General features: G+C 69.5%; 21 protein-coding genes. 9 read left to right on the forward strand and 12 right to left on the reverse strand.

Annotation, left to right across the window (positions count from 1 at the left end; translation table 11 throughout):
* Positions 1–179 precede the first annotated feature (179 nt).
* Together thrC and ACE3OU_RS11455 are read right to left on the reverse strand one after the other, a co-directional pair.
* The gene (gene thrC / locus ACE3OU_RS11450) at positions 180–1,619 is read right to left on the reverse strand and encodes a threonine synthase (protein WP_374241694.1); all 1,440 of its coding nucleotides are present in this window, start codon (positions 1,617–1,619) and stop codon (positions 180–182) included.
* Positions 1,620–1,674: 55 nt separating this feature from the next.
* Positions 1,675–2,799, reverse strand: coding sequence for a hypothetical protein (locus ACE3OU_RS11455; protein ID WP_374241695.1), 1,125 nt, complete (start codon positions 2,797–2,799; stop codon positions 1,675–1,677).
* Positions 2,800–2,872: 73 nt separating this feature from the next.
* Between ACE3OU_RS11455 and ACE3OU_RS11460 the strand changes: the two genes are divergently transcribed.
* Entirely contained in the window at positions 2,873–4,048 is a 1,176-nt protein-coding gene (locus ACE3OU_RS11460) for an HPP family protein (protein WP_374241696.1), read from the forward strand.
* Positions 4,049–4,083: 35 nt separating this feature from the next.
* On the opposite strand, the gene ACE3OU_RS11465 is transcribed toward ACE3OU_RS11460, so the two are convergent.
* From ACE3OU_RS11465 to ACE3OU_RS11485, 5 genes are all read right to left on the reverse strand, one after another.
* Positions 4,084–4,350: a DUF2249 domain-containing protein gene (locus ACE3OU_RS11465; RefSeq protein WP_374241697.1), complete on the reverse strand. Its 267-nt coding sequence runs from the start codon at positions 4,348–4,350 to the stop codon at positions 4,084–4,086.
* A 51-nt stretch (positions 4,351–4,401) separates the two neighbouring features.
* Positions 4,402–6,414 (reverse strand): tetratricopeptide repeat protein, encoded by a 2,013-nt coding sequence (locus ACE3OU_RS11470; RefSeq protein WP_374241698.1) that lies wholly within the window; start codon positions 6,412–6,414, stop codon positions 4,402–4,404.
* Positions 6,383–7,705, reverse strand: coding sequence for a hypothetical protein (locus ACE3OU_RS11475; RefSeq protein ID WP_374241699.1), 1,323 nt, complete (start codon positions 7,703–7,705; stop codon positions 6,383–6,385). The genes ACE3OU_RS11470 and ACE3OU_RS11475 overlap by 32 nt, the downstream gene beginning before the upstream one ends.
* A 46-nt stretch (positions 7,706–7,751) precedes the next feature.
* On the reverse strand, positions 7,752–9,059 hold the full coding sequence (locus tag ACE3OU_RS11480; protein ID WP_374241700.1) for a homoserine dehydrogenase: 1,308 nt from the start codon (positions 9,057–9,059) through the stop codon (positions 7,752–7,754).
* A gap of 90 nt (positions 9,060–9,149) precedes the next feature.
* A complete protein-coding gene (locus ACE3OU_RS11485) occupies positions 9,150–10,376 on the reverse strand; it encodes a pyridoxal phosphate-dependent aminotransferase (protein WP_374241701.1) in 1,227 nt (408 codons plus the stop codon).
* Positions 10,377–10,589: 213 nt separating this feature from the next.
* Between ACE3OU_RS11485 and ACE3OU_RS11490 the strand changes: the two genes are divergently transcribed.
* From ACE3OU_RS11490 to ACE3OU_RS11500, 3 genes are all read left to right on the forward strand, one after another.
* Positions 10,590–10,967: an Mth938-like domain-containing protein gene (locus ACE3OU_RS11490; RefSeq protein WP_374241702.1), complete on the forward strand. Its 378-nt coding sequence runs from the start codon at positions 10,590–10,592 to the stop codon at positions 10,965–10,967.
* A gap of 87 nt (positions 10,968–11,054) precedes the next feature.
* Positions 11,055–11,510, forward strand: a complete 456-nt coding sequence (locus ACE3OU_RS11495) for a peroxiredoxin (protein WP_374241703.1) — start codon at positions 11,055–11,057, stop codon at positions 11,508–11,510.
* A gap of 44 nt (positions 11,511–11,554) precedes the next feature.
* Positions 11,555–12,973, forward strand: coding sequence for a PhoH family protein (locus ACE3OU_RS11500; protein ID WP_374241704.1), 1,419 nt, complete (start codon positions 11,555–11,557; stop codon positions 12,971–12,973).
* 84 nt (positions 12,974–13,057) lie between these two features.
* Here ACE3OU_RS11500 and mnmH read toward each other — a convergent pair whose 3' ends face one another.
* Entirely contained in the window at positions 13,058–14,119 is a 1,062-nt protein-coding gene (gene mnmH, locus ACE3OU_RS11505; RefSeq protein WP_374241705.1) for a tRNA 2-selenouridine(34) synthase MnmH, read from the reverse strand.
* A 34-nt stretch (positions 14,120–14,153) separates the two neighbouring features.
* On the opposite strand from mnmH, the gene selD reads away from it, so the two are divergent.
* Positions 14,154–15,239 (forward strand): selenide, water dikinase SelD, encoded by a 1,086-nt coding sequence (gene selD, locus ACE3OU_RS11510; protein WP_374241706.1) that lies wholly within the window; start codon positions 14,154–14,156, stop codon positions 15,237–15,239.
* 110 nt (positions 15,240–15,349) lie between these two features.
* Here selD and ACE3OU_RS11515 read toward each other — a convergent pair whose 3' ends face one another.
* Positions 15,350–16,879 carry an acetyl-CoA hydrolase/transferase family protein gene (locus ACE3OU_RS11515; RefSeq protein WP_374241707.1) on the reverse strand — a complete coding sequence of 510 codons (1,530 nt, stop codon included), beginning with the start codon at positions 16,877–16,879 and terminating at the stop codon, positions 15,350–15,352.
* Between the two features lie 129 nt (positions 16,880–17,008).
* On the opposite strand from ACE3OU_RS11515, the gene ACE3OU_RS11520 reads away from it, so the two are divergent.
* Together ACE3OU_RS11520 and ACE3OU_RS11525 are read left to right on the forward strand one after the other, a co-directional pair.
* A complete protein-coding gene (locus ACE3OU_RS11520) occupies positions 17,009–17,911 on the forward strand; it encodes a LysR family transcriptional regulator (RefSeq protein ID WP_374241708.1) in 903 nt (300 codons plus the stop codon).
* Positions 17,912–18,181: 270 nt separating this feature from the next.
* Positions 18,182–18,637, forward strand: coding sequence for a MaoC family dehydratase (locus ACE3OU_RS11525; protein WP_374241709.1), 456 nt, complete (start codon positions 18,182–18,184; stop codon positions 18,635–18,637).
* Positions 18,638–18,654: 17 nt separating this feature from the next.
* On the opposite strand, the gene ACE3OU_RS11530 is transcribed toward ACE3OU_RS11525, so the two are convergent.
* Complete coding sequence (locus tag ACE3OU_RS11530) at positions 18,655–19,332, reverse strand: alpha/beta hydrolase (protein WP_374241710.1); 678 nt, start codon at positions 19,330–19,332, stop codon at positions 18,655–18,657.
* A 182-nt stretch (positions 19,333–19,514) separates the two neighbouring features.
* Here ACE3OU_RS11530 and ACE3OU_RS11535 point away from each other — a divergent pair, with 182 nt between their 5' ends.
* Both ACE3OU_RS11535 and ACE3OU_RS11540 read left to right on the forward strand, forming a co-directional pair.
* Positions 19,515–21,428 (forward strand): DUF294 nucleotidyltransferase-like domain-containing protein, encoded by a 1,914-nt coding sequence (locus ACE3OU_RS11535; RefSeq protein ID WP_374241711.1) that lies wholly within the window; start codon positions 19,515–19,517, stop codon positions 21,426–21,428.
* On the forward strand, positions 21,425–22,060 hold the full coding sequence (locus ACE3OU_RS11540) for a 3'-5' exonuclease (RefSeq protein WP_374241712.1): 636 nt from the start codon (positions 21,425–21,427) through the stop codon (positions 22,058–22,060). The genes ACE3OU_RS11535 and ACE3OU_RS11540 overlap by 4 nt, the downstream gene beginning before the upstream one ends.
* A gap of 12 nt (positions 22,061–22,072) precedes the next feature.
* On the opposite strand, the gene ACE3OU_RS11545 is transcribed toward ACE3OU_RS11540, so the two are convergent.
* Together ACE3OU_RS11545 and ACE3OU_RS11550 are read right to left on the reverse strand one after the other, a co-directional pair.
* Entirely contained in the window at positions 22,073–22,993 is a 921-nt protein-coding gene (locus ACE3OU_RS11545) for a hypothetical protein (RefSeq protein ID WP_374241713.1), read from the reverse strand.
* Positions 22,986–24,821 (reverse strand): caspase family protein, encoded by a 1,836-nt coding sequence (locus ACE3OU_RS11550; protein ID WP_374241714.1) that lies wholly within the window; start codon positions 24,819–24,821, stop codon positions 22,986–22,988. Before ACE3OU_RS11550 ends, ACE3OU_RS11545 begins: the two co-directional genes overlap by 8 nt.
* Between the last annotated feature and the right edge of the window lie 25 nt (positions 24,822–24,846).

Genomic DNA, 24,846 nt, shown 5'->3' on the forward strand with positions numbered 1-24,846 from the left:
AGTTGGTCCAGCGTCACCATCTCCAGTTCGGTCTGAGCGGTGGCGGCGGCAGGCTTGAGCATGCCGAGATTATAAAAAAACCAAGCCCCCGACGGGTGGGGGCTTGGGGCTTTGTCAGCAGTCTGAAAAGCCCCGCAACCGCGGGGCTTTTGCATGGGAACGACAGCCGGGAAAGCAGCTCAGCCGGCGTTCACGGTGCGGGCGATCAGCGCCTTGATGGCCTCGGCGTCGGCGTCCATCACCTCGACGCGCTGGGACAGCGCCTCGATGTTCTCGAGGCCGGCCGGGCGGGCCGGCTTGCGGCCGAGGGCTTCGACGATGGTCTCCTCGAACTTGGCCGGCTGGGCGGTCTCGAGCACCAGGGTCGGCACCGCCGGGTCGCGCAGTTCGAGGGCCACCTTGAGGCCGTCGGCGGTGTGGGTGTCGATCACGGTGGCGTATTTTTCGTCGGCCAGACGGATGGTTGCCAGGCGGGCGGCGTGATTGCTGCTGCCGGAGGCAAAGCCGTACTGGCCGATGGCGGCGAATTCCGGGGTGGCGGACAGGTCGAAGGCACCGCCGGCATCCACCTTGCTCCACAGTTCGCGCACCTTGTTGCCGTCGCGGCCGACCAGGTCGAACACGAAGCGCTCGAAGTTGGAAGCCTTCGAGATGTCCATCGACGGGCTGGAAGTGGCGTGGGTCTCGGCGGTGTTGCGGGGGCGATAGACGCCGGTGCGGAAGAACTCGTCGAGCACGTCGTTCTCGTTGGTGGCGAGGATCAGCTTGGCCACCGGCAGGCCCATCATGCGGGCGATGTGGCCGGCGCAGATATTGCCGAAGTTGCCCGACGGCACCACGAAGGCGACCTGCTGGTCGTTGCTCTCGGTGGCGGCGAAGTAGCCCTTGAAGTAATAGACGATCTGCGCCGCGACGCGGGCCCAGTTGATCGAATTGACCGCACCGATCTTGTATTTGGCCTTGTAGGCGTGATCGTTGGAGACCGCCTTCACCACGTCCTGGGCGTCGTCGAACATGCCACGCACGGCAATGTTGTAGATGTTGGCGTCCTGCAGCGAATACATCTGGGCGCGCTGGAAGGCGCTCATGCGGCCGTGGGGCGACAGCATGAACACCCTCACGCCGTGCTTGCCGCGCATCGCGTACTCCGCCGCCGAGCCGGTGTCGCCGGAGGTGGCGCCGAGGATGTTGATCTGCTCGCCGCGCTTGTCGAGCACGTACTCGAACAGGTTGCCCAGCAGCTGCATCGCCATGTCCTTGAAGGCGAGCGTCGGGCCGTTGGAGAGCTCCAGCAGGCCCAGCTTGCCCGGCTCCAGCCAATGCACCGGGGTGATGTCGGCGGCCTTGGCGCCGTCGCGCACGTAGCCATACACCTCGGCGGTGTAGGTCTTGTCGCAGATGGCCTTGAGGTCGGCGGCGGGGATGTCGTCGATGAAGCGCGACAGGATCGCGAAGGCCAGCTCGGCGTAGGAGAGCGTGCGCCAGGCATCGAGGTCGGCGCGGCTGACCTGCGGATAGGTCTCCGGCAGGTAGAGGCCGCCATCGGGCGCCAGGCCACCAAGCAGGATGTCACAGAAGGATTGGGGGGCAGACTGGCCGCGGGTGGAGATGTAGCGCATGGTTCTCGCCGAGTTGAAAACGAAAACCCAAGAAGATAGCACAGCCCGGCGCCCTTCAGGCCCGCCCGCCCCCCGCCGGGGCGCGGGCCCGCACCAGCGCCACCCCGAACCACCGCACCCCCGCCGCCGGCAGCGCCGGCGCCGCCTCGAAACCCGCCATCATCAGCCCGCCGCCCAGCAGGAAGAGCCCTGCCCGCAGCGCCCCGAAGCGCACCAGCCGCGCCCGCATGGCCGCCCGCGCCGGGCTCATCGGGCCGGGAAAGCGCCACACCGGCAACAGCTGGGCCAGCGCCCCGCTGACCAGCGGCAGCAGGAAGAGCACGAAGAAGCCGGCCACCGCCGGCCGCCCCGGCAGCCACCCGAGCCCATGGGCGAGGCCCGCCAGCACCACCATCAGCAGGCCCAGCCCGGCGCCGAACAGGGAGGCCGCGGCGCCGTCGCCGAACAGCGCCGCCGGGCCCCAGCCGCGCCACCAGCCCCACAGGGTATGGACGACCACCCCGCCGAACAGCCCCGCGCCCAGTGCTGTCAGCCAGGGCACCAGCCCCGCCAGCGCGGCGCAGGCCACCCCGCCGAGGGCCCAGGGCAGCTGCCGGCGCAGGCGCAGCGCCGCCCGGGGGTCGGGCTTGCCGAGCACGGTCGGCATCAGCACGTGCAGGGTGCCGAGGGCGGTGAGGCCGATGAAGCCCAGGGTGTTGAGGTGCAGATGCACGAGGCGCAGCGCGCCGTAGGCTGCCGGCCACAGCAGGCCGGCGAGGATCGCCGCCAGGGCCAGCGCCAGGCAGCCGAGGGCCGCCAGATACCAGGCGAGGCCCGGATGGGGCTTGCCGAGGCTGGCCCGCCCGCGGCGGATGGCCCAGCTCATCAAGACCCCGCTCGCCGCAAGCCCGGCCACCAGCGCCCCATGCAGCGCCCAGCCCGGCGCCCACCCGGCAAGCACCGCCACCACCGCCACGCCCGCCGCCTGCAGCACCAGGGGCAGGCGGTGGATGCCCGGCTCGGCCCCGCCGCTGCGGGTAAGCACCGGCACGAAGTGGCTCATCGCCGCGAAGATCAGCGGCAACGCGCCGATGGCGAAGGCCGCGTGGGCCACGGCAGCCGGCGCGGCGCCCATGAAACCGAGGACGAGCGCCAGGGCGAAGGCAGCAATCGCGGTACAGCCGAGGTAGATGAGGATCATGGACAGTGGGATTTTGATGTGGGCTTTGCGTGAATCAAGGAAGGGGAAGAGCTCGCGTCGCCAAGATCGCGCCATGACTATTCTGACCCGTTTTGCCCGGCGTTATCTCCTCGCCGACGCGGCGCCCCTCTCCCCCGCAGAACGCTGGCGCAGTGCCACCGCCGCGCTGCTGGGCGTACTGATCTTCGAGGGCGTGCTCTTCGTCGTGCCGGTGTCGCCCCAGGCCCACCGGCTGCTGGCTCCGCTCGGGGCCACCTCGGTGATCGTGTTCACGCTGCCCCACAGCCCCCTCGCCCAGCCCTGGTCGGTCATCGGCGGGCTGCTGCTGCCGGCTTTGATCGGCCTCGCCTGCGGCAACTGGCTGCCGGCCGGCTGGCTGGCGCCGGCGCTGGCGGTGGCCATCTCGATCTGGATCATGGGCTGGCTGCGCTGCATCCACCCGCCGGGCGGCGCGATGGCCCTGGTGATGGCGGTCGCCGCCGGCGAGGGCGTGGCACCCGGCATCAGCCTGGCGGCGGTGGGCTGGAACACGGTGGCGATCCTGATCGCCGCGATGGCGGTGAACAACCTCATCCCCGGGCGGCGCTACCCGCTGTGCTCGCCCCCGACGCCCGCCACCCCGCAGCGGGTGCGGCAGAGCCCGGTGGGCGTGCAGGAGCCCGATCTGGCCGCCGCCCTCGCCGAGATCGACGCCTACCTGGACATCAGCGCGGACGACCTGTCGCAGCTCTTCCGACGCGCCGCCCACCACGCCTTCCGGCGCCATGTGCTGCTCACCTGCGGGGAAGTGATGGAACCGGTGGCGGCGAGCCTCGCGGCCGACACCGACCTCGACACGGCCTGGAGGCTGATGCGCCGCCACGCCCGGCCGGCGCTGCCGGTGGTGAACCAGGACGGGAAGGTGGTCGGGCTGCTGGGCCTGGAGGACTTCCTGCACCACGTCGAGGCGGACCGGGGCCTGCGCCTGGGCGAGCGCGTCCGGCGCCTGCTGCGCCCCCGGCCCGGCCGCCGGTCGCGGACACCCCGGAGGGTCGGCGAGATCATGCAGACGCCGGCACACGGGCTGCGGCTGGCACGCCGCGACGACGGCATCGCGGTCGCCGCCGAGGTGCTCGGCCAGGGAAGTCAGGCCGCGCTGCCCATCGTGGACGCGCAGGGCGGCCTGGTCGGCATGCTCGGCGCGGCGGGACTCAATGCGGTGTTGTTCCACCATGAAGCCCTCGGGCACATCCGGGGCGATGGCGCCTGAGGGGGAGGGCGGCCGCCCTCCCCCGTCGGCGCGGTTCAGGCCACCTTGGCGAAATCGATGACGATGGCGCCCGGCTCGCGCTGCTGGTAGGTGATCGTCACCTTCTCGCCGTAGCGCTGCTGGAGCTGGCCGAGGAGCGGCAGCGGATCGTGGTCGTTGCAGAAGCGCATGGTCTCGCCCGGCATCAGCGCATCCAGCGCACCGAAGATCGCCGCGTGGCGAAACCGCTTGGCGATGCCGCGGGCGTCGAAGGGGTAGATGGCTTCGGGCGTGGTGTGGTTGCAGACGTGGATGGTTTGCATGCTGAGGAGCTCCTGAAGTTCGATAAAGCCGACTGAATTTGTCGGGTATCGTCAGTGTGCCGGCCGTGGCGGGGGCTTTCCTTGATCTGGATCGGCTTTGCCAGGTTCCGCCTCCGCCCCAGCGGCCAGGGCGCTCTCCAGCGCCTCCCGCCTCTGGCGGTAGGATGTCTCCTCCGGAAAATCCCGCGTCAGCTCGGCGTACATGTCGATCGCCTGCCGCAGCACCTCCGCATCGCCCTGCCGCAGCCTCACCAGGCCGAGGAGCGACAAGGGCACGGCCACATCCTCGCGTGCGCCTTGCCGGTTTGGGCTTGCGCTCAGCACCCGGCGCGCCAGCGCCAGGCTCTCCCGGTAGGCCTGCTCAGCCTCGTCCCACGCGCCCCGGGCCCGGGCGATGCCCCCGACGTTGTTCAGGGAAACCGACAGGTCGCGCAGCGCCTCCGGCGTGTCCCCCAGCCGCGCCAGCAGTTGACGGCACACCGCCAGGCTCTCCCGATAGGCCTGCTCCGCCTCGTCCCATGCGCCCCGAGCCTGGGCAACGCCTCCCACGTTATCGAGGGAGACCGACAGATCGCGCAGCGCCTCCGGCGTATCCCCCAGCCGCGCCAGCAGTTGACGGCGCACCGCCAGGCTCTCCCGGTAGGCCTGCTCCGCCTCGTCCCACGCGCCCCGAGCCCGGGCGACGCGCCCGACGTTGTCGAGGGAGATCGACAGATCGCGAAGGGCCACCGGCGTGTCCCCCAGCCGCGCCAGCAACTGACGGCTCACCGCCAGGCTCTCCCGGTAGGCCTGCTCCGCCTCGTCCCACGCGCCCCGAGCCCGGGCGACGCGCCCGACGCTGCTCAGGGAGACCGACAGGTCGCGCAGCGCCTCCGGCGTGTCCCCCAGCCGCGACAGCAGTTGACGGCGCACCGCCAGGCTCTCCCGGTAGGCCTGCTCCGCCTCGTCCCACGCGCCCCGGGCCCGAGCGACGCCCCCGACGTTGTTCAGGGAAACCGACAGGTCGCGCAGCGCCTCCGGCGTGTCCCCCAGCCGCGACAGCAACTGACGGCTCAGCGCCAGGCTCTCCCGGTAGGCCTGCTCCGCCTCGTCCCACATGCCCCGGGCCCGGGCGATGCCCCCGACGTTGTTCAGGGAAACCGACAGGTCGCGCAGCGCCTCCGGCGTATCCCCCAGCCGCGCCAGCAGTTGACGGCTCACCGCCAGGCTCTCCCGGTAGGCCTGCTCCGCCTCGTCCCACGCGCCCCGGGCCCGGGCGATGCGCCCCACATCGTCGAGGGAGATCAACAGGTCGCGCAGGGCCTGCGCCTCCTCGGGCGCGGCCAGGCAACGGGAGCGAGCAAGCGCCAGCACTTCCTGGGCCGTCTGACTGGCTTCATACAGGGCGCCGGCCTGCTCCATCAAGCGAGTGGCGCGCCAGCCGACAGCCAGATTGACCTTGCCCGCCTGGTGGGAGCGCAAGCGTGCCCACTCGGCCTCGGCACTCAGGGCTGCGGCATCGGGCGGCATGGGTGACGGGGCGAGCGGCGCCGTGGGTTCGTGCATGGGCGATGCAAAGGACGATGCAAAGGGCGCCGCAAGGGTGTCGCTGAAGGCCCGGATATGCCAGATGTCGGGGGCGATGGCGGCAGCCTCGGCACGGAAGCTCCGCGGCAGCAGCAGGATCAGCGGCCGTAGAAAATCGCGCTCCAGCAGAAAGCGGCGTTCGTTGATCCGCGCCAGGAAAAGGCGTCGGGCGGCGTCCCATCCGGCATCGCCCGGGTGGGTATAGGCCTCGACCCAGACCGGCAGTTCGGGCGGCAGATCCTGGCCAAGCCTGAGCAGGCGCGTGACGAAATCCGGTGCCTCACCGGGAAACTCGGCGGGCTCGACGCGCTGCAGCGGACGACCGGCAAAATCCAGCCGCTGATTCAGCCACAGACGCAGCCGCTCGGCCCCGCCTTCATCGGCAAACAGGAAAACCAGCGAGAAACCATCCTGCCACTCCAGATGGCGCAGCAGCCGGACCGCAGTGTCTTCGAACCCAGCGTCGTCAGGGCTGCCGACCATCTTCGCGATAGGCATCGACCACCTCGCGCAGGAGCGGGTGAATGTCGTACCAGTCCTTGCCGTTTCGATAGTTGAGGACGAGCCGGTTGTCGAGGAAGTGGGCCAGGATGGGCAGCTCGCTATCGGCTCTCAGGCAGGTGTCGTGGGTTTCGGAGATACGCTTGAGCCAACGCAGGTGATCGGCGGGGATGGGCAGCATCTCGTTCCGCGCCGCGTTCAGGGCCGGGCGAACGCCCTCCACGCCGAGCGGCAGCTGGGCGTCGTCCCGGACGGACGGCAGGGTCATCCGGATCAGTCGGAAAAACTCTCTCAGATCGCCACCCGAGCTGACCGCCAGGGCATCGAGCGCCTCGATCTGGAAAATCTCGTGCCAGTCGGGGTAGCGCACCGCAACCACCTGGTGCAGGCACTGCAGCCCCGCCGGGTCCGGCTCCCGGCTACGGTCCTTGAAAACGTGGACACTCACCAGCCGGCGCGTCGCGGCCCCGCCGAGCATTGCGCCCGTTCCGGCGGCCAGGATAGGCAGATAGGGAGGCACCGTGAATACGACATGCAGCAGCGGAATGCGCAGACTGTCGGCATGGGCAAAGAACAGATTGCGCACGCTCTCGTAAACGCTCATCGCGTCACTGCCGACGCCGCGAATCCGCTCGACCGAATCGACGATCAGCACGACTTTCTTGTCGGGATCGTTCTCACGCTCCCGCACCCAGGCAACCGCCTCAGCAATGAAATCGTGGGCGCTGGCGACGATCTGCGCCGTGTAACCGCGGGACTTCTGCTGAACGAGCTTCTTGAAATCGGGATCGGCCTTGAGCGCGGCCTTGATGTCGAACCCGGACGCGCCGATCTTGATCTCGGTCAGCTGGACATCCTGGCTGAGAAATGCCGTGAAACGCTCCCAGTAGCTCCGACCCCCCGGCGTCGCGCCGTATCGCCGGGAGAGCTGCTCGGACAACGCACCGGCGATCGTCACCAGAAAATCGCTGATCTCGACTTCCTTGGTGAGAAGCAGGTACTCGGACATATCGGCGTAAAACGCGACGATCCCGAGTTCTTCCAGTGTGGCCTGAAGGCGCTTGAGTTCGGTGCTCTTTCCGGTGCCCCGCTGCCCGGTAAACAAGCAGACACCACCACCCTCCTGCCAATCGATCTCCGTCGCCAGTTCTTCGACCGGGTCACCGCCGAAATCGGCCTTGCTGTTGAGATCCCTCAGGTAGACCGGGTCGGTGGGCTCCAGAACCCGATCTGCCAACGCTGTGTAGAGTGCTTTCAGTTTGGCTCGGGTAGCCGGGGTAAGTGCCATGGCGACTCCTTGTCGCCGGGGACGAGCCCCGGCTCGAACAGCACGATCAGAGGTTCTCGAGCCGCAGGCGCACCACTTTGCCGGTCACCGCGTCGAGGCTTTCGATCTTGGCGATCGCCGCGTTCATGTTCTTCTCGATGGTGAGGTGGGTCAGGATGATGATGTCGGTCTGGGCCTCGCCCTCTTCGGGCTCGCGCTGCAGCATGGCGTCGATGGAGATCGACTGGTCGGCCAGGATGCGGGTGACGTCGGCGAGCACGCCGGGCTTGTCTTCCACGTGCAGGCGCAGGTAGTAGCTGGTCTCGACCTCGTCGATGGGCAGCACGGGCAGCTCGGTGATCTGGTCCGGCTGGAAGGCCAGGTGCGGCACGCGGTGCTCGGGGTCGGCGGTGTGCAGGCGGGTGACGTCGACCAGGTCGGCGATCACGGCGCTGGCGGTCGGCTCGGCGCCGGCGCCCTTGCCGTAGTAGAGGGTGGCGCCGACGGCGTCGCCCTGCACCAGCACGGCGTTCATCGCGCCTTCGACGTTGGCGATCAGGCGCTTCTCGGGGATCAGCGTGGGGTGCACGCGCAGCTCGATGCCCTGCTCGCGGCGGCGGGCGATGCCCAACAGTTTGATGCGGTAGCCCAGCTGCTCGGCGTACTTGATGTCGGCGGCTTCGAGCTTGGTGATGCCTTCCACGTAGGCCTTGTCGAACTGCACCGGCACGCCGAAGGCGATGGAGGCCATCAGGGTGGCCTTGTGGGCGGCGTCGACGCCTTCGATGTCGAAGGTGGGGTCGGCTTCGGCGTAGCCGAGGGCCTGGGCTTCCTTGAGCACCTCGGCGAAGGGGAGGCCCTTGTCGCGCATCTCGGACAGGATGAAGTTGGTGGTGCCGTTGATGATGCCGGCCAGCCACTGGATGCGGTTGGCCGACAGGCCCTCGCGCAGCGCCTTGATGATGGGGATGCCACCCGCGACGGCGGCCTCGAAGGCGACCATCACGCCCTTCTTCTGGGCGGCGGCGAAGATCTCGTTGCCGTGCACGGCAAGCAGCGCCTTGTTGGCGGTAACCACGTGCTTGCCGTTCTCGATGGCCTTCAGCACCAGCTCGCGGGCCACGCCGTAGCCGCCGATGAGCTCGACGACGATATCGATCTCGGGGTCGGTGACGACCGAGAAGGCGTCGTCGGTGAGCTTCACGCCCTCGCCGGCAACGCTCTTCGCCAGCTCAAGGTTCTTGTCGGCCACCGTGGTGATGCGGATCGGCCGGCCGGCGCGGCGGGTGATTTCTTCTTCGTTGCGCTTGAGGACGGTGAAGGTGCCACCGCCGACGGTGCCGATGCCCAGGAGGCCAACATTGATGGGTTTCATTGTGCGGTCAGGAGTAAGGAGTAAGGGGGTGGAAACAAGAGCGGTCGGGCGGCGCGGACGGGAGCGGACTCGTCGTGCGCGCCTACCGTTTCAGCGCCCGTGACGCTTGCGGTAGCCGGCCAGGAAGCGGGCGATGCGCGCGATGGCGTCGCGCAGGTCATCCTCGTGGGGCAGGAAGACCAGCCGGAAGTGGTCGGGGTTGGGCCAGTTGAAGCCGGTGCCCTGGACCAGCAGCACGCGCTCGGCCTCGAGGAGCTCGGCGATGAACTGCTGGTCGTCGGTGATGGGATACATCTCCGGGTCGAGGCGCGGGAACATGTAGAGCGTGGCCTTGGGCTTGACGCAGGTGACGCCGGGGATCGCGGTGATCAGCTCGTGGGCCAGGTCGCGCTGGCGGCACATGCGGCCGCCGGGGGCGACGAGGTCGTCGATGCTCTGGTAGCCGCCGAGGGCGGTCTGGATCGCGAACTGGCCGGGCACGTTGGCGCACAGGCGCATCGAGGCCAGCATGTTGAGACCCTCGATGTAGTCGGCCGCCGGCCGCTTGTCGCCCGACACCACCAGCCAGCCGGCGCGGTAGCCGCAGGAGCGGTAGTTCTTGGAGAGGCCGTTGAAGGTGAGGGTCAGCACGTCCTCGGACAGCGAGGCGATCGAGGTGTGCGTGACGCCGTCGTAGAGCACCTTGTCGTAGACCTCGTCGGCGTAGATGATCAGGCCGTGCTCACGGGCGATGGCGACGATGGCCTTGAGGGTCTCGTCGGGGTACACCGCGCCGGTGGGGTTGTTGGGGTTGATGATGACGATCGCGCGGGTGTGCGGGGTGATCCTGGCGCGGATGTCGTCGAGGTCGGGCTGCCAGTCATTGGCCTCGTCGCAGATGTAGTGGCGCGGCGTGCCGCCCGAGAGGCTCACAGCGGCGGTCCACAGCGGGTAGTCGGGGGCCGGCACCAGCACCTCGTCGCCGGTGTTGAGCAGCGCGTTCATCGACATCACGATCAGCTCGGAGACACCGTTGCCCACGTAGATGTCTTCCAGCGTCACACCCTTGATCTGCTTCTGCTGGGTGTAGTGCATGATCGCCTTGCGGGCCGAGAAGATACCCTTGGAATCCGAATAGCCGGCGGCGTTGGGCAGGTTGCGGATCATGTCGAGCTGGATTTCTTCCGGCGCGTCGAAGCCGAACGGGGCGAGGTTGCCGATGTTCAGCTTGATGATCTTGTGGCCCTCGTCCTCCATCTGCTTCGCCTTCTGCAGCACGGGGCCACGGATGTCGTAACAGACGTTGGCGAGCTTGTCGGACTTGCGGATGGGTTGCACGGTGGTTTCCGTTTCCTGGCGGTTGGGTGCCGGCGTGGGCGACACGGGCTTCGAGGGGGCACGCGGTCTGGCGTGGCGAGTCATGGCTTCCGGCGCGCGCGGGCGGACCCACGACGGCGCAAAGCTATAATGTTACCCAAGCCACCCGAGCCGGGCAAATCAGCCGCCGGCCCGGGCGAGCCTCCCAACCGCCAGCCCCCGAGAGCCGCCACGATGAAACTCCACCTCGACAAGAGCGCCCAATACAACACCATCACCCGCTACGACGCCCATCACGTGCAGGTCGGCGAGACCCGCTACGAAAGCCCCCTCGTCGTGATGCCCGAGCGCATCGACGCCGACTGGCACACCGGCGGTTTCGACAGCCTCGACGAAGCCGCCTTCGCCCGCCTGGCGGGCCTGGGCTGCGAGATCCTGATCCTCGGCACCGGGATGCGCCAGCGCTTCCCCCAGCCGCGGCTGATGCGCGCCCTGGTCGAGGCCGGCATCGGTCTCGAGGTGATGGACCTCGGCTCCGCCTGCCGCACCTACAACATCCTGGTGGCCGAGCACCGCAACGTGGCCGCCGCGCTGGTCTTCGACCCGGCCTGAACGCCGGCCGCCGGGCGCGGGCCCGATTGCCAGCCCGGCGGCGTGCGGTTAGGCTCCCGGGGTACAACCCCAACCCACGGAGAGACCATGCTCGACCAGGCCGCACCCGACTTCACCCTTCCCGCCACCGGCAACCCCGCCTTCAGCCTGTCGTCCCTGCGCGGCAAGAAGGTGGTGCTGTATTTCTACCCGAAGGACAGCACCCCCGGCTGCACCACCGAGAGCCAGAACTTCCGCGACCTCCACGACGCCTTCATCGCCGCCGGCGCGGTGGTGCTGGGCATCTCCCGCGACAGCATCAAGTCCCACGAAAACTTCTGTGCCAAGCAGGCCCTGCCGTTCAGCCTGGTGTCAGACCCGGACGAGACCGCCTGCAACCTCTACGGCGTGATGAAGCTCAAAAACATGTACGGCAAGCAGGTGCGGGGCATCGAGCGCAGCACCTTCGTCATCGACGCCGACGGTGTGCTGCGGCGCGAGTGGCGCGGCGTGAAGGTGCCCGGCCACGCCCAGGAAGTGCTGGACTACGTGCAGAGCCTCTGAAACCGTACGGCAAGCCCCCTTCCCCCGACAGCAGCGAGACCATCATGGCCACCCGACGCACCGCGAAGTCCAAGCTCCCCGCCACCAAGCTGTTCGTCCTCGACACCAACGTGCTGATGCACGACCCCACCAGCCTGTTCCGCTTCGAGGAGCACGACATCTTCGTGCCGATGATGACCCTCGAAGAGCTCGACTCCAACAAGAAGGGCATGTCGGAAGTCGCCCGCAACGCCCGCCAGGCGAGCCGCACCCTCGATGAGATCGTCAACGCCTGCCCCGAGGGCATCGAGGCCGGCATCAGCCTCGTCGGTCCATCGTCGGAGCTGGCCAGCGGGCGGCTGTTCCTGCAGACCGAGCTGATCGACATCAAGCTCCCCGCCGCGCTGCCCACCGTGAAGGGCGACAACCAGATCCTCGCGGTGGTGATGCATCTCTTCGAGAAGTTCGAGCGCAAGCGCCAGGTGATCCTCGTCACCAAGGACATCAACATGCGCATCAAGGCCCGCGCGCTGGGCCTCGCCGCGCAGGACTACTACAACGACAAGGTGCTCGAGGACACCGACCTGCTGTACACCGGCACCCAGGAGATCGACAGCGCCTTCTGGGAGGCCAACGGCAAGGACATGGAGTCCTGGAAGCAGGAAGGCCGCACCTACTACAAGCTCAAGGGCCCCGGCACCGCCGACCTGCTGATCAACGAGTTCGTCTTCCAGAACGGCGAGCAGCCGCTGCTGGCGTGGGTCAAGGAGAAGGCCGGGCGCAGCGTCACCCTCGAGACCCTCATCGACTACTCCCACACCAAGAACAACGTGTGGGGCATCACCGCCCGCAACCGGGAGCAGAACTTCGCCCTCAACCTGCTGATGAACCCGGAGATCGACTTCGTCACCCTGCTCGGCCAGGCCGGCACCGGCAAGACCCTGCTCACGCTGGCCGCCAGCCTGACCCAGGTGCTCGAGACCAAGCGCTACTCCGAGATCATCATGACCCGCGTCACCGTGCCGGTGGGCGAGGACATCGGCTTCCTGCCGGGCACCGAGGAAGAAAAGATGGCCCCCTGGATGGGCGCCCTCGAGGACAACCTCGACGTGCTCAACGGCAGCACCGGCGAAGGCGGCGAATGGGGCCGCGCCGCCACCCGCGACCTGATCCGCAGCCGCATCAAGGTGAAGTCGCTCAACTTCATGCGCGGGCGCACCTTCATCAACAAGTTCCTGATCATCGACGAGGCCCAGAACCTCACGCCCAAGCAGATGAAGACCCTGATCACCCGCGCCGGCCCCGGCACCAAGGTGGTGTGCCTGGGCAACATCGCGCAGATCGACACGCCCTACCTCACCGAGGGCTCGTCGGGCCTCACCTATGTTGTCGACCGCTTCAAGGGCTGGCCCCACTCGGGCCACATCACCCTGCAGCGGGGCGAGCGCTCGCGCCTCGCCGACCACGCGGCCGAGGTGCTGTAAGGCCGCCGCCCCAGCCCGGCCATCACCCCGGGCCGGCGCCGGGACAAGCCGGGCCATCGCCAACCCGGCGCGGCCCCGGCGCGATTACCCCACCGGTGCGGCCAGCGCCCGCGCGGCCACGGCCAGGCTGGCCGCATCCAGCGTCGCGAGGGGCAGCGCGCGGGCGTCCCCCAGGCGGCGATACAAGCCCTCCCCGCCGCGCCGGTAGGCCGGGTCGTAGTGCTGGCTCACCAGTTCCTCTGCCAGCTGGCGCCACGCGCCGGCGGCCACCATCGCCTGCCAGCCCTGCACCCGCTCATGGCCGTGCTGGCCCACCAGGCGCTCCAGCTTGGCGTTGAAGGCGGCCGGATCGGCGATGAGGTCGGTGTAGCGCTCGAGCAGGTGCTCCACCCGCGCCGCCAGCGGCGCCTGGACAAGGGTGCAGTCGCCGTCGCGCAGGCGCTCGAAGAGCCCCCCCGGCACATGCAGCCGCCCGACGCGCCGGCTCTCGGACTCGGCCCACACCGGACGCGCCGGGTCGAAGCCGCGCAGGGCCGCCCACAGCCGCGTCTCGAAGGCCTTCTGGCCCGGCTGGACGCCGTCGGGCGCGCCGCCCAGCACCGAGCCGCGGTGGCAGGCCAGGCCCTCGAGGTCGAGCACCTGGGCGCCCTCCGCCGCGAGGGCATCGAGCAGGGCCGTCTTGGCGCTGCCGGTGGGCCCGCACAGGATGTTGAAACGCAGCGCCTCGGGCAGCGCTTCGAGCTCGTCGAGCACCCGCTGGCGGAACGCCTTGTAGCCGCCGTCGAGCCGCCGTGCCTGCCAGCCGATCTGGCCGAGCACCACCGTCATCGAGCCGCTGCGCTGGCCGCCGCGCCAGCAGTAAATCAGAGGTTTCCAGCCCTTCGGCTTGCTGAGAAAATGCGTCTCGATGTGCCGCGCGATGTTGCGCGACACCAGCGCCGCCCCCACTTTGCGCGCCTCGAAGGGCGACACCTGCTTGTAGAGGGTTCCGACCCGGATGCGCTCCTCGTTATCGAGCACCGGGCAGTTGATCGCCCCGGGGATATGGTCTTCGGCAAACTCTGCCGGCGAGCGGACATCGATGATGGTGTCGAATTCGTCGAGCCGGTCGAGACCGACAGAAAAAGGGGCGGGATGGGCAGACACGTTTGAACCGATTGATTGAACAGGAAAAACCGAGATGACCGAAGCACCTCTGCGACTCACCGAATTGTCTCACGGGGGCGGATGCGGCTGCAAAATCGCCCCCGCCGCGCTGTCCGAAATGCTCGCCCACATGCCGGCGGCCCAGCCCTTCGCCAACCTGCTGGTGGGCACCGAGACCTCCGACGACGCCGCCGTCTGGAAGCTCAACGACCAGCAGGCCCTGATCGCCACCACCGACTTCTTCATGCCCATCGTCGACGACCCCTTCGACTTCGGGCGCATCGCCGCCACCAACGCCCTCTCCGACGTCTACGCGATGGGCGGCACCCCGATCATGGCGCTGGCCATCGTCGGCATGCCGGTGGGCAAGCTGCCGGTGTCGGCCATCGGCCGCATCCTCGAAGGCGGCGCCAGCGTGTGTGCGGAGGCCGGCATCCCGGTGGCCGGTGGCCACAGCATCGACTCCCCGGAGCCGATCTACGGCCTGGTGGCCCTCGGCCTCGCCCACCCGGACGTGATCAAGCGCAACCGCGACGCCCGGCGCGGCGACGTGCTGATCCTCGGCAAGCCGCTGGGCGTAGGCATCCTCGGCTCGGCCATGAAGAAGGGCGTGCTGGGCGACGAAGGCTACGCCCAGATGATCGCCGCCACGACCCGCCTCAACAAGGTCGGGCCGGCGCTGGCGGCGCTGCCCGGCGTGCATGCCCTCACCGACGTCACCGGCTTCGGCCTGCTCGGCCACCTGCTCGAGGTGTGCCGCGGCGCCGGCCTGGCCGCCAACGTGTCGGCGTCGCTGCTGCCGGTGATGCCGGCCGCGGTCGGCTTCGCCAAACAGGGCATCGGCCCTGGCGCGATCGGCCGCAACCTGGCCAGCTACGGGCCGTCGGTGAGCTTCGAGGAAGGCGTGGAGGAATGGCAGCGCAGCGTGATGGCCGACGCCCAGACCAGCGGCGGCCTGCTGGTAGCCTGCGACAAGGCGTCGGTGCCCCACGTGCTGGAGGTCTTCCGCCAGGGCGGTTTTTTGGAGGCGGGGGTGATCGGCCACATGGAAGACGGCCTGCCGATGGTGCGGGTCCGGGCCTGCGGCGGGCGCCGCTTACCCGGGGGGTTACCCGTGTAACGCGGCGGCTTGCCCGGCAGGGACCAGGCTTGAAACCCGCTCCGGCTCGAAGGGCGCTGTCGACACCGGGGCGGACGGGAGCGCGGCCTGGGCGCGCTCCGGTTCGGGGCTCAGGCCGGCACGGCCTGGGCCGGCGCCTCGTCCGGCTGATGCTCCAGCATCGAGCCGGTGCGTTCGAAGCGCAGGTGCCACGCAAAGGCCTCCTGCAGCAGGTGCGGCGTGTGGCCGCCGCGACGGCTGGCGCGCTGGAAGTAATCCCACAGCATGTCGCGATACACCGGCTCGGAGCAGTTGTAGATGACCTGCCGCGCCCGCTCCCGCGGGGCCAGCCCGCGCAGGTCGGCGAGGCCGTGCTCGGTCACGAAGATGTCGGTGTCGTGCTCGGTGTGGTCCACGTGGGAGACCATCGGCACCACGCTCGAGATCGCCCCGCCCTTGGCCGCGGCCTTGGTGACGAACACCGACAGGTGGGCGTTGCGGGCGAAATCCCCCGAGCCGCCGATGCCGTTCATCATGTGGGTGCCGCCCACGTGGGTGGAGTTCACGTTGCCGTAGATGTCCACCTCCAGCGCGGTGTTGATGGTGATCAGGCCCAGCCGGCGGATCACCTCCGGGTGGTTGCTGATTTCCTGGGGGCGCAGCACCAGGCTCCGCTTGTAGCGCTCGATGTCGCCCAGCACGCGCTCGTAGGTGTCCTTCGACAGGGTGATCGACGAGGCCGACGCGAAGCTCAGGCGGCCGGCATCGATCAGCTCGATGGTGCTGTCCTGCAGCACTTCCGAGTACATCCGCAGGTCGTGGAAGGGCGAATCCAGCATGCCGTGGAGCACCGCGTTGGCGATGGTGCCGATGCCCGCCTGCAGCGGCTGCAGCGCCGGCGACAGGCGCCCGGCCTTCACCTCGTGGGCCAGGAATTCATTGAGGTGGCCGGCGATGGCCCGCGTCTCGGCGTCCGGCGGCAGCACGTTGGACGGGCTGTCGGCCTTCTGGGTGACCACGATCGCGACGATCTTCTCCGGGTCGACGGGGATGAAGGGTAGGCCGATGCGCTGGTCCGGCGAGATCAGCGGGATCGGCAGGCGGTGCGGCCGGTAGGTGGGGATGTAGATGTCGTGCAGGCCCTCGAGGCCCTCGGGCATCGTCAGGTTGATCTCGACGATGATCTTCTTGGCCAGCACCGCGAAGCTCGCCGAGTTGCCCACCGAGGTGGTCGGCACGATGCCGCCGTTCTCGGTGATCGCCGTGGCCTCGACCACCGCGATGTCCACCGGCGCGATCTGGCCGGCGCGCAGCTGCTCGACGGTCTCCGAGAGGTGCTGGTCGATGAACATCACCTCGCCGGCGTTGATCTTGCGGCGCAGGGTCGGGTCCGACTGGAACGGGATGCGGCGGCGGATCACGTTGGCCTCGGTCAGCACCTTGTCGATGTCGTTGCCCAGCGACGCACCGGTCATCAGGGTGATCGACAGCGGCTCCCGGGCGGCCCGCTCGGCCAGCGCGAAGGGCACCGCCTTGCAGTCGCCGGCCCGCGTGAAGCCGCTCATCCCGACGGTCATCCCGTCGGCGAACAGCTCGGCGGCGGCCTCCGGCGACATGATGCGGTCCCGCAGGCGGGGCAGGCGAATACGATCCATGGGCATGCTTTTTCTCCGTTCCTCTGTTGTGCGTGGCGCGCCTCCGCGGGCGCATCGGCGCGAGTATAGGCGCGACGAAAGATGCGCTTCATGACTTAAACTACTACCATCAAGTCGTTTTTTTCATGCAAACCCATGGACCTGCGCGCCCTCCGTTATTTCATCGAGACCGTCCGCCACAACAGCTTCACCCAGGCGGCCGACGCGCTCCACGTCACCCAGTCGACGGTGAGCAAGATGGTCCGCCAGCTCGAGGACGAGATCGGCCAGCCGCTGCTGATCCGCGACGGGCGCCAGCTGCGCCTCACCGACGTGGGCCGGGTGGTTTTCGAGCGCGGCCAGGAGACCCTCGACGGGGTGCGCCGGCTGAGCCGCGAGGTGGCCGACCTCACCGAACTCGCCCGCGGCGAGCTGACGGTGGGCATGCCGCCGATGGTGAATCAGCTCTTCCCGCCGGTGGTGAAGCACTTCCGGGAGCGCCACCCGGGCATCCGCCTGACCCTCCAGGAAGCCGGCGGGCAGCTGATCGAACAGCGGGTGGCGAACGGCGAGCTCGAAGTGGGCGCCACCCTGCTCCCGGTCGCCCCGGGCCTCGGCCTCGCCACCCGCAGCTTCGGCCGCTACCCGCTGCTGGTGATCGGCCCGCGCCACGCCGCCTGGGCGCAGGGCCCGGGCCCGGTGAGCCTGGCGGCCCTGCGCGACGAGGCGCTGATCCTGCTGGAGGACGACTTCTCGCTGACCCGGCGGATCCGCGAGGCCTTCGGCGACGCCCACTTCGCGCCGCGCATCGCCGCCCGCAGCGGCCAGTGGGATTTTCTGGTGGCGATGGCCGCCGCCGGCCTGGGCAGCACGCTGATGCCGGCGCCGCTGCTGGCGCGGCTCAACCTGGGGCCGGAGCTGGCCGTGCGCCCCCTCGCCGACCCGGCCTTCGCGTGGGACGTGGCGCTGGTGTGGTCCGCCGAGCGCTACATGTCCCACGCCGCCCGGGCCTGGCTGAAGGTGTGCGAGGCGGTGCTCGTCGCCCAGCCTCGCCCCTGAGCGGCGGCGGGCGACGTCTCAGCGCTCGCGCCAGGCGCGCCGGATCTCGGCGATCCGCGGCTCTCCGGCCCGCTCCGCCGGGGCCTTCGGGAAGGTGACGCCGCTCCGCCTCCTGCCGGGCCCGGGTCGCCAGGGCAGCAAACGGCGCGGTGCCATTAAAGCTGTCGGCCAGGCATCAAGAAGAGCCGCCCGACCACCCCATTCAGGCGCCGGCCGGCGGATCGGCTAACATCCCGGCCTCAGCCCGATTCCAAACCGAGGAGACACCCCATGGACACCCGATACCTCGACGACCTCAAGCCCGGCGACCGCTTCGTGAGCGGCGGCCTGACCCTCACCGAGGCCGAGATCATCGACTTCGCCTTCCGCTACGACCCGCAGCCCTTCCACCTCGACGCCAACGCGGCGGCCGAGTCGCCCTATGGCGGGCTGATCGCCAGCGGCTTCCAGTCGATCGCGGTGTGCTTCCGGCTGTTCATCCAGAGCGGCATCTTTGCCGAGTCGAGCATCGGCTCGCCGGGCCTCGACGAGCTGCGCTGGCTGGCCCCGGTGCGCCCCGGCGACACCCTGCGGAGCGTCGTCGAGGTGCTGGAGGTGCGCCCCTCCAAATCCAAGCCCGACCGCGGCATCGCCCGGTTGCGCTACCAGGCCGAGAACCAGCGCGGCGAGACGGTGCTGAGCTTCATCGGCAACAACCTGCTGAAGCGCCGCCCCGGCACCGCCTGAAACCCGAGCGGGCCGGCTCAGGCCGCCAGCACCCTGGCCAGCCAGTCCTCGATGTCACGCACTTCCGGCAGGCACAAGGAGTGCTCCATCGGGTAGCTGCGCCACTCCAGCGGATAGCCGGCGGCCCGCAGCAGCTCGGCCGACTGCTGCGCGAACGCATGGGGGATCACCGAATCACCCTGGCCGTGGGCCATGAAGATCGGCACGTCCCGGTTGGCCGCGTGGGCCTCGCCGGCGAAGCGCTCGACCAGCGGCATGAAGGTGGACAGGGCCATGATCCCCGCCAGCCGGCGCGGGTGGCGCAGCCCGGTGTGCAGGGCGATCGAACCGCCCTGGGAGAAGCCCGCCAGCACGATGCGCTCGTCGGGGATGCCGCGGGCGTTCTCGCGGGTGATGAGAGCCTCCACCTGGGCCGCCGAAGCGTCGGTGCCCTCGCCGTCCTCGGCGCGGTTGCCGTAGTTGCGCGAATAGATGTCGAACCAGGCCCGCATCACATAACCGCCGTTGATCGTCACCGCCCGCTTGGGCGCGTGGGGAAAGACGAAGCGGGTCGGCGGCAGGCGGGCCGCGTCGAACTCGTCCACCACCGGCTCGAAATCGTGGCCATCGGCCCCCAGCCCGTGCAGCCAGATCACGGCGTGGGTCGGGGCGGGCCCGGTGAGGACTTCGACGGTGGGCAGCAGGGCCTCGGTCATGGCGGATCCTGGCAATGAAGGGCGCCCGATTGTAGCCGAGCCGGCGCCCCCGCGGCGACCGTGGCAAAGTTTGCAAAGCCCCCGCCACACCCCCCGAAAAAGCGGGTTTTATTGCGCAAGATCATGACATTAGGGCACCTTCGGAGTAGATTCGGGGTTTTGCCCGCTGCCCCGTGCCGCCCATGGACACCACCGCCTCCGACACCCTGATCCGCACCCACCTCGACTTCCTGCGCCGCCACGCCCCGTTCGACCGGATGGAGCCCGAAGCCCTGCGTTTCCTGGGCGAGCGGATGTCCACAGGCTTCTACCCGGCCGAATCGGAAATCCTGGTGCCCGAAGACGGCCCGCCGCGCTTCTTCTATATTGTTTACCGGGGCAAGGTGCAGGCCCGCCAGGCCGGCGCGGTGTCGGTCACCGAGTATTCCACCCTCACCCTCGGACCCGGCGAGGGCTTCCCGATCGGCGCGATCTCGGCCGGCCGGCCCTCCACCAACAGCCACGTGGCGGTCGAGGACACCTACTGCTTCCAGCTGCCCGCCGCCGACTTCCTGCGCCTTCAGGAGCTCAGCCCGAGCTTCCAGATCTTCTGCACCCGCTACATCGCCAGCCTGATGAGCCAGTCGCGGGAGCAACTGCAGGTGCAGTTCGCCCAGCGCGCCACCGAGCAGCAGACGATGACCACCTCGCTGGCCAACCTCGTCAAGAAGGCGCCGGTGTACGTGAGCCCCACCCTGGCCACCCGTGCCGCCCTCGAGAAGATGGCCGAGGCCAGCGTCGGCTGCATGGCCGTCGCCGACGACGACGGCAAGCCCGTCGGCGTGCTCACCCAGAGCGACATCCTCAAGCGCATCGTGCTCACCGGCTACGACCTCGCCCGCCCCATCGCCGAGGTCATGACCACCCCGCCCCACACCCTCAGCGGCAGCGCCACCGCCTACGACGCCGCCCTCGAGATGGCCACCCACGGCGTGCGCCACATCCTGGTGGTCGATTCCGAAGACCGGCTGAAGGGGGTGGTATCCGAGCGCGACCTGTTCGCGCTGCAGCGCATCGGCCTGCGCCAGATCCGCTCCGGCATCGAGAGCGCCGCCGACATCGAGGCCCTCCAGCGTGCCAGCCGCGACATCCGCCAGCTGGCCCTCAACCTGCTTGCCCAGGGCATCGGCGCCGAGCAGCTCACCCAGTTCATCTCGGCCCTCAACGACGCCCTCACCCGCCGCATCCTCGAGCTCAACCTCGACCGCCACGACCTCTACGGCATCGAATACGCCTGGCTCGCCTTCGGCTCCGAGGGCCGCCACGAGCAGACCCTGTCCACCGACCAGGATAACGGCATCATCTACGTGCTGCCCGAGTGGGCCGACAAGGAGCCCCTCAAGCTGCGCCTCCTGGAGTTCGCCAGGGACGTCAACAACGACCTCGCCGCCTGCGGCTTCCCGCTGTGCGAGGGCAACATCATGGCCAGCAACCCCGAGCTGTGCCTCACCGTCGACGAATGGCGCGAGAAGTTCAGCTCCTGGATCCGCGAGCCCCACCCCGAGGCCCTGCTCAACGCCACCATCTTCTTCGACTTCCGGGTGCTCTACGGCGACGAGAAGGTCGCGCACCAGCTGCGCCACTGGCTGCTCGCCCTCACCGGCGGCAACCCGGCCTTCCTGAAGGCGATGGCCACCAACGCCCTCGACGTGGCGCCGCCTCTGGGCAAGATCCGCGACTTCGTCACCGACGACGACCCCAAGCACCCCGGCACCATCGACCTCAAAAAGTTCGGCGCCCGCCTGTTCGTGGATGCCGCCCGCGTGCTCGCGCTGCGCACCGGCGTCGAGGCCACCAGCACCGTTCAGCGCCTGCGCCAGGGCGGCTCGCGCATCGGCATGCCGGCCGAAGAGCTCGCCGCGATGGCCGACGGCTTCCACTTCATCCAGCTGCTGCGCCTGCGCCACCAGCACCTCGACACCGACCACGGCGCCCCCGGCGACAACCGGGTCAAGCCCGACAACCTCAACGAGCTCGACCGGCGCATCCTTAAAGAGGCCTTCCGGCAGGCCCGCAAGATCCAGCTCCGCCTCAAGCTCGACTACCAAATCTCATGAACTGGCTCTCCCGATTCCTGCCCGGCGGCGGCCCGGGCCTCAGCCCCGAGCAGCAGGCCGGCCTCGACCTCGTCGCCGGCCTGCCGGCACCCGATCTCACCCGCTCCCACTACGAGACCCGCTACGTGGTGGTCAACACCGAGACCGGCCCCGCCGACGGCGCCGGCCAGCGCCTGCTGGCGGTGGGCGCGGTGGCCATCAACCGCGGCCTGATCCACCCGGGCGACGCCTGGCACGCGCGGCTCGGCGAGCAGCCGGCCGACGCCCTGGTCGGCCTGCTGCGCTTCATCGCCCGGGCCCCGGTGGTCGTCTTCAACGCTCCCTTCAACCAGGGCACCCTCGCCCGCGCCTTCGACCAGCACCTCGGCAGCCAGCCGGCGCTGGAATGGCTCGACCTGATGGTGCTGCTCCCCAGCCTCTACCCTGAGCGGATCGGCGGCCAGGCTCGCATGGACGCCTGGCTCAGCGCCTTCGGCATCGACCGCCTCGCCCCCCGCGACGCCCTCCTCGAAGCCTACGCGGTGGCCCAGCTCCACCAGGTCGCCCTCACCCGCGCCCGCCACCAGGGCCTCGCCAGCGCCCAGGATCTGCTCGAAACCCAGAGCAGCCGCAAATGGCTGCGGGGGGGCTGACGCGGCATCCGCTCACGGCGCGGTGAGCGCGTCGTGGATCCGCTTCGCCACCTCCCTGTCGCCCAGATAGCCCGAGATGCCGTGGGCGTTGGACGTCTTGTTGTGGACGTTGACCTTGTTGTCTATCGCCGGGGTGAGCGGGAAGTTCCGGGTGTCGAGCGGGTAGAGCGAGACCACGTCGCGCTCGTCCATCGCGTTGAACCAGGCCGCCGCGCAGCGCGGAAAGCCGATCGGCTTGATGCCGGCCAGCTTCTGCTTGATCACCGTGACCGCCAGCGGCGACCCGAGGGTCACGAACAGCGGCACCTTCCAGCCCTTCTGCTGGCCGTTCAGGCGCAGCAGGTTGTAGGCCACCACCGTCCCCAATGAATGGGACACCACCACCGTTTCCCGGTCCGTCGGCATCGCCGCCGCCGTGCCGGCCTCGATCACGCCGCGGATGCCGTCGTTGGTGAGGTACTGGAAGACATCCCGGGTGGCCAGCGCCACGCTGGCGCCGCTCGCACCGGGCACATGCCGGTCGAGCACCTTCAGGATGCCCTGCACCCACTCCCAGTTGAGCACGCCCCGCTCGACGAGCCGGCCGGCCGGCAGCGCCCGCTGCACCGCGAGGTCGGGGTCGGCCTCGAAGCGCGCCACCATCTCCAGCAGGGCCGCCTCGATGAAGGCCTTCTCCTCGGCCCCGAGATCCCCCGCCGCATCGGGCGCCGCGCCACGGATGACGATCCGGGCGGCCTCGTCGGGCGACTTGCCCGCCACCAGCTGGTCGAGGGTGTCGCCGTAGTACGGAAAATGGATGCGCTCGCGGGGCAGCGGCAGGCTCAGGCCGCTCAACGCAAGGCCCGCCTCCCAGTCGGTGATCCATTCCTCCTTGAGGGCCTTTGAATCCTTCTTCTCCTGGGCACGTCCGTGGACAAAAACCAGATCACGCATGGCAAGCCTCCATCGGCGAGAAATGTTGCAGCAGCATGGCCCCGGCTTCGGCGTTGAAGCAGGTCCACAGGGTAGGCAGGCGGCGCTGCGCCAGGCCGGCCAGGTCGTCGGGCAGATCCACCCCGCGGGCCGCGAGGCCCGCCCAGCCCCGGGCGAGGAGCGGCATGCCCGGCGGGCAGGCCAGCAGCGCGTCGAGGGGCTCGCCCGGGCGGTGGGCCAGCAGGGCCACATCGAAGAGGGGCGCCACACCCCGGGCGCGGGTCAGCGCCACGAGTTCGCGGAGGCGCGACACCAGCCCCGCGTCGTCGAGGGCGTAGGCCAGAAAGAGCAGCAGCACCGGGTCGGGCACCGGGTCGTCGAGCAGCAGCGCGACCAGCGCCTCGAGGGTCTCCCGGTCCGGCTGGAAGACCCCCCGCTCCACCGCCGCCGCAACGAACTCCCGCAGCTCGCGCCGGTGGGCCCGGCGGGCCGGGTCGGGGGGGTGGAAGGGCGAGTTGTCGGAGGGCTCGTAGGCCAGATTCACCCACTCGCCGTTCTCGAAACCCAGCTCGGCGATGAACTCGGGCAGCAGCGGCACCACCACCGCCGACCCGTCCGCCAGCACCAGCAGCACCCGGTCGCCGGCCTGATCGGACCGGGGATAAGCCCGCAGCACCTCGCCCGGCTCGGCCCACTCGATGCGGGTGCCCGGGCACAGCGCATGCACCGCCTGCGCACCGCGCAGCTTGATGCCGCAGCGGGTCTCGAAATGCCGGGGGCCGAACTCCCCGGCCCGGCGCTCGGCCTCGTCGGTGATGGCCAGCGCCCCGTCGGGCAGGGTGTCGGAAGCCAGCGGAGGCCGCCGCTCGAGGATCGCGTCGAGGGCGCCATCGACCCACTCGGGCAGGCTGACGGGCAGCCCGGGGGCGCTGGCAAGCTCCCGCGCCTCGCCGCGAGGCGCGTCAGGCCAGCCGCCGGCCCCGCGGGGAAGGCTGAAGAACACCCCGCCGCGCGGCGCAGGCGCGGGCGGCGGAGGCGCCAGCCGGGCGAGCCAGGCCACATCGGGCTCCGAGGTGATCCGCGCGTCCGGCGTCTGGAAAGCGCGGGTCGGGAGGTTCAGCTCGATCAGCCGGCGGCTGACCCGTTCGCGCAGGCTGCGCTTGAGCGGCCACGGCCGGATCACCCCGTCGGGGCTCTCGCCGTCGTTGGCGACCTCGATGATGGTCGGCTCGCCGCCCCCCAGCACCTCCAGCAGCGCCTCGGTGTACAGGGCGGTGAAGCCGGCCGCGTTGTCGACGCTCTGGGCCTGGACCTCCAGGGCCGGATTGCCCAGGGTGCACGCGAAGAACTGGTCCACCGCCTTCTCGACGCCGCCCCCCGCCACGCCGGGGAAGATCGGCGAGCCGGTGATGAACTGCTGCTGCACCCCCACCGCGGCAGTGCGGCAGGCATCCGAGATGAACACCACGTGGGGCACGCTGCAATAGCGGGCGAGCACCGCGCTGCGCGCCACATCCACCGACTCCGCCGGCCACTCGATGCCGCCGGTGAGCAGCCAGTATTCGCCGTAGTTGATGTTGAGCCCATGGCCGGCAAAGTAGATCAGCAGCTGTTCGACCCCCGCCATCGGGTCGAGCAGCTCGCCGATGCACCGGCGGACGTCCTGCACCGTCACCTCCCCGGCCTTGTCGGTGACGAGCCGGACCCGCTCCGGCGCAAACCCCTGGGCCAGCGCCCACTCCCGCATCCTCGCCGCGCCGCGCACGGCGTCGTTGAGCGCCGGCAGGCCCTTGACACGGTTAACCCCGATCAATACCGCCGCCCGCTTCATCGCCGCCTCCCGCTGCATGCTTCTTCGATAACACTTCGAGTCT

It is taken from the genome of Zoogloea sp. (assembly GCF_041908905.1).
Classification (GTDB): domain Bacteria; phylum Pseudomonadota; class Gammaproteobacteria; order Burkholderiales; family Rhodocyclaceae; genus Zoogloea.

Excerpts from the sequence above, each read along its gene's own strand:
- thrC (WP_374241694.1), bottom strand. The coding sequence starts at position 1,619 with ATGCGCTACATCTCCACCCGCGGCCAGTCTGCCCCCCAATCCTTCTGT.
- ACE3OU_RS11455 (WP_374241695.1), bottom strand. The coding sequence starts at position 2,799 with ATGATCCTCATCTACCTCGGCTGTACCGCGATTGCTGCCTTCGCCCTG.
- ACE3OU_RS11460 (WP_374241696.1), top strand. The coding sequence starts at position 2,873 with ATGACTATTCTGACCCGTTTTGCCCGGCGTTATCTCCTCGCCGACGCG.
- ACE3OU_RS11465 (WP_374241697.1), bottom strand. The coding sequence starts at position 4,350 with ATGCAAACCATCCACGTCTGCAACCACACCACGCCCGAAGCCATCTAC.
- ACE3OU_RS11470 (WP_374241698.1), bottom strand. The coding sequence starts at position 6,414 with ATGCCTATCGCGAAGATGGTCGGCAGCCCTGACGACGCTGGGTTCGAA.
- ACE3OU_RS11475 (WP_374241699.1), bottom strand. The coding sequence starts at position 7,705 with ATGGCACTTACCCCGGCTACCCGAGCCAAACTGAAAGCACTCTACACA.
- ACE3OU_RS11480 (WP_374241700.1), bottom strand. The coding sequence starts at position 9,059 with ATGAAACCCATCAATGTTGGCCTCCTGGGCATCGGCACCGTCGGCGGT.
- ACE3OU_RS11490 (WP_374241702.1), top strand. The coding sequence starts at position 10,590 with ATGAAACTCCACCTCGACAAGAGCGCCCAATACAACACCATCACCCGC.
- ACE3OU_RS11495 (WP_374241703.1), top strand. The coding sequence starts at position 11,055 with ATGCTCGACCAGGCCGCACCCGACTTCACCCTTCCCGCCACCGGCAAC.
- ACE3OU_RS11500 (WP_374241704.1), top strand. The coding sequence starts at position 11,555 with ATGGCCACCCGACGCACCGCGAAGTCCAAGCTCCCCGCCACCAAGCTG.
- selD (WP_374241706.1), top strand. The coding sequence starts at position 14,154 with ATGACCGAAGCACCTCTGCGACTCACCGAATTGTCTCACGGGGGCGGA.
- ACE3OU_RS11515 (WP_374241707.1), bottom strand. The coding sequence starts at position 16,879 with ATGCCCATGGATCGTATTCGCCTGCCCCGCCTGCGGGACCGCATCATG.
- ACE3OU_RS11520 (WP_374241708.1), top strand. The coding sequence starts at position 17,009 with ATGGACCTGCGCGCCCTCCGTTATTTCATCGAGACCGTCCGCCACAAC.
- ACE3OU_RS11525 (WP_374241709.1), top strand. The coding sequence starts at position 18,182 with ATGGACACCCGATACCTCGACGACCTCAAGCCCGGCGACCGCTTCGTG.
- ACE3OU_RS11530 (WP_374241710.1), bottom strand. The coding sequence starts at position 19,332 with ATGACCGAGGCCCTGCTGCCCACCGTCGAAGTCCTCACCGGGCCCGCC.
- ACE3OU_RS11535 (WP_374241711.1), top strand. The coding sequence starts at position 19,515 with ATGGACACCACCGCCTCCGACACCCTGATCCGCACCCACCTCGACTTC.
- ACE3OU_RS11540 (WP_374241712.1), top strand. The coding sequence starts at position 21,425 with ATGAACTGGCTCTCCCGATTCCTGCCCGGCGGCGGCCCGGGCCTCAGC.
- ACE3OU_RS11545 (WP_374241713.1), bottom strand. The coding sequence starts at position 22,993 with ATGCGTGATCTGGTTTTTGTCCACGGACGTGCCCAGGAGAAGAAGGAT.
- ACE3OU_RS11550 (WP_374241714.1), bottom strand. The coding sequence starts at position 24,821 with ATGCAGCGGGAGGCGGCGATGAAGCGGGCGGCGGTATTGATCGGGGTT.